Consider the following 3,966-nt stretch of genomic DNA (forward strand, 5'->3'; position numbering starts at 1 on the left):
GCCGAGCGCTCGCGGCAAGGGGGCCATGAAGGCGGCCTGCCGACTCGCGATCTCCCATGCGTTCAGAGCCCGGGAAGACGGCGGGCTCGGCCTGCGCCGGCTCGTCGCGGAGACGGCCGCGGACAATGCCGCGAGCAACGGTGTGTTGCGTGCCGTCGGGTTCACCGAGTTCGGCCGGGAGCATGCGACAGATCCGCTGCCCGACGGCACCTACGCTGACGCCCTGCACTGGGAGCTGCTCGGTTAGCCGCTGTGCCATCGGCCGGGCACTGGCCGACCGAACCGGATGATGGTGATCGGTTGCGCTGTGCCGTGCTCAACGCGCCAGTTCCGAGTCCCCACGCTGCCGAGGTAAACCGATCAGCGAACAGGCAACGGCGCCTGGGCGGGGCTCACGCTCAGGCGGCGGCATCCTTCCGCGGACGGCCACGACCACGCTTGCGCGCCACGATGGCGCCGTCGACGACCAGCTGGCCGCCCCAGACGCCCCAGGGCTCGCGTCGCTCGAGGGCGCCCGCGAGGCACTCCTGCCGCAGCGGGCACTCCGCGCACAGCGCCTTGGCCAGCTCGACCTGTTCCGGCCGCTCGGCGAACCAGAGCTGGGGGTCGTACTCGCGGCAGGGGGTTGTCCCCGTGGCTTCCAGCCGTAATCGTGCCCGGTGGGGCTTCGTCAGCGATGGTCCCTGTGTGGAGGTCATGGGCCCTATCCTCAAAAGTGAAGCGAACTTGAAGTCAAGGAAGCATCGGCGCTTCCCTCACTCCTATGTCGAAGCAGAAGTGCCGAATTCGACACAGACGGCGTGCCCCCGCCGAGAAATACCCGGAGACGTTCCTGGACACGCGTGTACGACTTGTAGAATAGGAAGTCATACACCGACGTTCAACATAATTTGATGGGGAATGCCGGAGTGGCGATCGATCGACGCATTGACGTCCTACAGTCCAGCCGAAGGCGCGCGGAACCCACGGAGAGGTGTCGTTGTGCGGCTGACTCAGCTCAGCGGCATACGGCACCGTCCGTGGGCACTGACACCAGTGTTGCCGTCAGGCCGCGACCGGCTGCTTGCGCGGGCGTCCCCGGCCTCGCTTGTGCGCGACGGTGACGCCATCGACAACCAGTTGTCCGCCCCAGACTCCCCAGGGCTCCCCTCGCTCAAGTGCGCCGGCGAGGCACTCCGCCCGGAGCGGGCACGTCCCGCACAGGGCCTTCGCGAACTCGACCTGCTCCGGGCGCTCGGCGAACCAGAGCTCCGGGTCGTACTCCCGGCACGGAATCGCCTCGCTGCGCTGGAGGACCTCGCCATTGAGGTTGGGTTGCTTGCTCTCCTTCATGGTTCACCCCTGTAATCCGGCGCACCCGTGGAGGCGGCGCGTCGGTGGACGTGTGTGGCCAGCGGTGGAGCGCTGGCGGTCAAGTGGTCACGGTGGCTCGATGGCATCCCTCCTTCAGGTGGCGCGGCGTGCTGGTCGGGTGGTCAGCCGGCCGGACGCTCCGGAGGGACGGTGTGGCCGCGCTGGAAGACGTTGTCCGGGTCCCACTCGGCCTTGACCCTGGCGAGTCGGGCGTAGGTCTCGGGCGGGTAGATGTCGTGGATGCGGTCCGGTCCCTCGTCCCCGACGAAGTTGCCATAGGCGCCCGGCGTACCTTCGGACAGCGAGGCCCCCAGCGCCTCGATCCACGGGCGCTGCTCGTCGAGCGCCTGCGGGTCGCCGACGACAGCGGCGACGTTGACCATGAGCGGCCACTCGCGATGCGCATAGGCCGTGGCGTCCGTGCTGACCCGCGAGATCGCTCCGCCGAGGACCCGGGTGTTGACGATGGCCATCTGCAGTTCCGGCGCGGCGAGCCGCTTCGTCAGCGTGTCGAGGATGAGCTGCGCATGGCTCCGGTCGAACCCGCGGGAGAAACCGGTGCGGATCGTGGCGATCGGGTGGAAGTCCTCGGGCTCCGGCTGGAACATCCCCGGGTAGGGCATCTCGTGGAGCAGGTCGGCCAGCGGCGTGGCGACAGCACGGAACGGCGCGAGGACGGGCTCGGCGGCCTCGGCGGGGCCGGCATACGTCAACAACGCCAGCACGACGAGCTGCCCGTGCTGCTCCTTGGGCAGGAACGGCATGGGCGGTGCCGGCATGACGTTGATCATGGCGCTCAGCTCCTCGGGCGCCGCCTGGGCCAGGCGGACGAACTCCGTGACGGTGTCCACCGTCGCCGGGACGACGAGCATTCCGCCGACCACCTGGGGCAGCGAGCGGAGTCGGAACGTGAACCTCGTCGCCACGCCGAAACCGCCGCCGCCTCCGCGCAGGCCCCAGAAGAGGTCGGGGTGGTGGTCCGCGTCCGCAACGACGACACGTCCCTCGGCGGTGACGAGCTCGACGGCGAGCAGGTTGTCGATGGTCAGCCCGTGCGCCCGGCTGACGAACCCGGCACCGCCGCCAAGGGTGATGCCGCCGACACCGACCGAGCCGGTGTCGCCGAATCCGATGACGAGCCCATGGTCCCCGGCAGCGGCTGTGACGGCGCCTGCCGTGGCACCGCCGCCGACGCGGGCGACGCGCTCGTCGACGTCGATCTCGATGCGGTCCAGGTGCTGCAGGTCGATGACGAGACCGTCCTCGACGGTGCTGTGGCCGGCCAGGCTGTGGCCGCCGCCCCGGACGGCGATCTCCAGCCCACTCGCCCGTGCGAAGGCAACGGCGGCTGCGACGTCGTCCGTGTCGCGTGGCCGGACGACGAGGGCCGGTGTCCGGTCGAGGTGTCGGTAGTACAGGGAAGAGGCGGCCCGGAAGGCCTCGGAGCCCTCGGAGTCGGGGGTGAGGACCTCGCCGGCGATGGTCTCACCCAGCGCCCGCAGTCGGTCTCGTTCGATGGTCAGTGGTCCATGTGTGGAGGTCATGGCGTCCATCCTTCGATTTGAACTACACGTGAAGTCAAAGCTTTTTCGCCGAGCTGGTTGCTCCTTCGGGTCTCGCCCTCACGTCGATCGAGGGCCCACCCTTCATGACGCGGCAGTCCGGCCATTTGTGACAGCCCCTGACGACGCTACGTCCCACCCCTGACAGTGGAAACGTTCTGCGCCGAAGACCAACCCAACGGAGTAGGTGCGACCGCCCCGCCTACGCCTCAGGCGGTAGACGGCGCCGTCCCACAGCTGACCCGGCTCAGGGGCACCTCAGGGTTGGTGCGGGGACGATCCCCATGGCGGTCGGGACCCGGCCGGGCTGACGGTGGAGGCATGCCCGCGATCGCTCGATCCTCACCCCTTGCACTGGGCCACCAGGCACCCGCCCGCACCACCCTCGCCGCGCCAGGCGACCGAAGCAGCGCCCCTGCCCTCTTCGGACCGCTCCTCCTCTTCGTCCACGGCATCCTCAGCTGGGTCGACGGCCGCGACGCCGGACTCGGCGCCACCTGGCTGACCGTGCTCGCGGGCCTCTCGCTCGTCGCCGGGGTCGTCGCGCTGGCCCTCCTCGCCGCCCGGCTCGGCGAACAGGCTGGCGGGGCTCTCGCGACGGTCGCCGTCGTCGCGTCCGCGTTCGGCGCGGGTGCGGTCGGCGCGGTCACCGTGGGACGGATGCTGGGATACCTCGGCGACGACCTGCCCACCGCGCTGACCGCTGGCGGACCCGGCCTCGTCGCGATCGGACTGGGGATCCTGCTCCATCGGCTCGTTGTCGCGGGTCGGGTCCCCAGGTCCGCCGTTGCCGTCGCCGTGCTCGGTGCAGCCATCATGGCCATGCCCTGGGGGCTCCTGCCGCTTGGCGCCCTCGTCCTGCTCGTGGGCCTGGGCCCCGTCGCCCGGACCTGACCGGCAGGATGGCGGCATGCGCGCCACCACGATCCATGCCCCACGAGACATCCGCCTGAGCGAGGTCCCCGACCCGTCGATCACCGCGCCCACCGACGCGATCGTCCGCGTTGTCGCGGCGTGCATCTGTGGCTCCGACCTGTGGCCCTATCGCGGC

Annotated in this window: 5 protein-coding genes and 1 pseudogene; 3 read left to right on the forward strand and 3 right to left on the reverse strand. The window is 70.1% G+C overall.

Annotated elements, in window-relative coordinates:
- The coding region (locus VJN29_RS03390; RefSeq protein ID WP_324142171.1) for a GNAT family protein at window positions 1-247 on the forward strand (247 nt) is incomplete at its 5' end.
- Between the two features lie 151 nt (window positions 248-398).
- Here the strand turns inward: VJN29_RS03390 and VJN29_RS03395 are convergent.
- The 3 genes from VJN29_RS03395 to VJN29_RS03405 form a co-directional block, all read right to left on the reverse strand.
- Entirely contained in the window at window positions 399-698 is a 300-nt protein-coding gene (locus VJN29_RS03395) for a WhiB family transcriptional regulator (protein ID WP_324142172.1), read from the reverse strand.
- A 346-nt stretch (window positions 699-1,044) separates the two neighbouring features.
- On the reverse strand, window positions 1,045-1,332 hold the full coding sequence (locus VJN29_RS03400) for a WhiB family transcriptional regulator (protein WP_324142173.1): 288 nt from the start codon (window positions 1,330-1,332) through the stop codon (window positions 1,045-1,047).
- A gap of 143 nt (window positions 1,333-1,475) precedes the next feature.
- Complete coding sequence (locus tag VJN29_RS03405; protein ID WP_324142174.1) at window positions 1,476-2,897, reverse strand: FAD-binding oxidoreductase; 1,422 nt, start codon at window positions 2,895-2,897, stop codon at window positions 1,476-1,478.
- 339 nt (window positions 2,898-3,236) lie between these two features.
- Between VJN29_RS03405 and VJN29_RS03410 the strand changes: the two genes are divergently transcribed.
- Both VJN29_RS03410 and VJN29_RS03415 read left to right on the forward strand, forming a co-directional pair.
- A complete protein-coding gene (locus VJN29_RS03410) occupies window positions 3,237-3,809 on the forward strand; it encodes a hypothetical protein (RefSeq protein ID WP_324142175.1) in 573 nt (190 codons plus the stop codon).
- Window positions 3,810-3,825: 16 nt separating this feature from the next.
- Window positions 3,826-3,966, forward strand: a pseudogene (locus VJN29_RS03415) (IMP dehydrogenase); the annotation flags it as partial.

This window comes from Intrasporangium sp. (genome assembly GCF_035280925.1).
Classification (GTDB): domain Bacteria; phylum Actinomycetota; class Actinomycetes; order Actinomycetales; family Dermatophilaceae; genus Intrasporangium.

Coding starts and splice junctions, on each gene's coding strand:
- VJN29_RS03405 (WP_324142174.1), bottom strand. CDS start 2,897: ATGACCTCCACACATGGACCACTGACCATCGAACGAGACCGACTGCGG.
- VJN29_RS03400 (WP_324142173.1), bottom strand. CDS start 1,332: ATGAAGGAGAGCAAGCAACCCAACCTCAATGGCGAGGTCCTCCAGCGC.
- VJN29_RS03410 (WP_324142175.1), top strand. CDS start 3,237: ATGCCCGCGATCGCTCGATCCTCACCCCTTGCACTGGGCCACCAGGCA.
- VJN29_RS03395 (WP_324142172.1), bottom strand. CDS start 698: ATGACCTCCACACAGGGACCATCGCTGACGAAGCCCCACCGGGCACGA.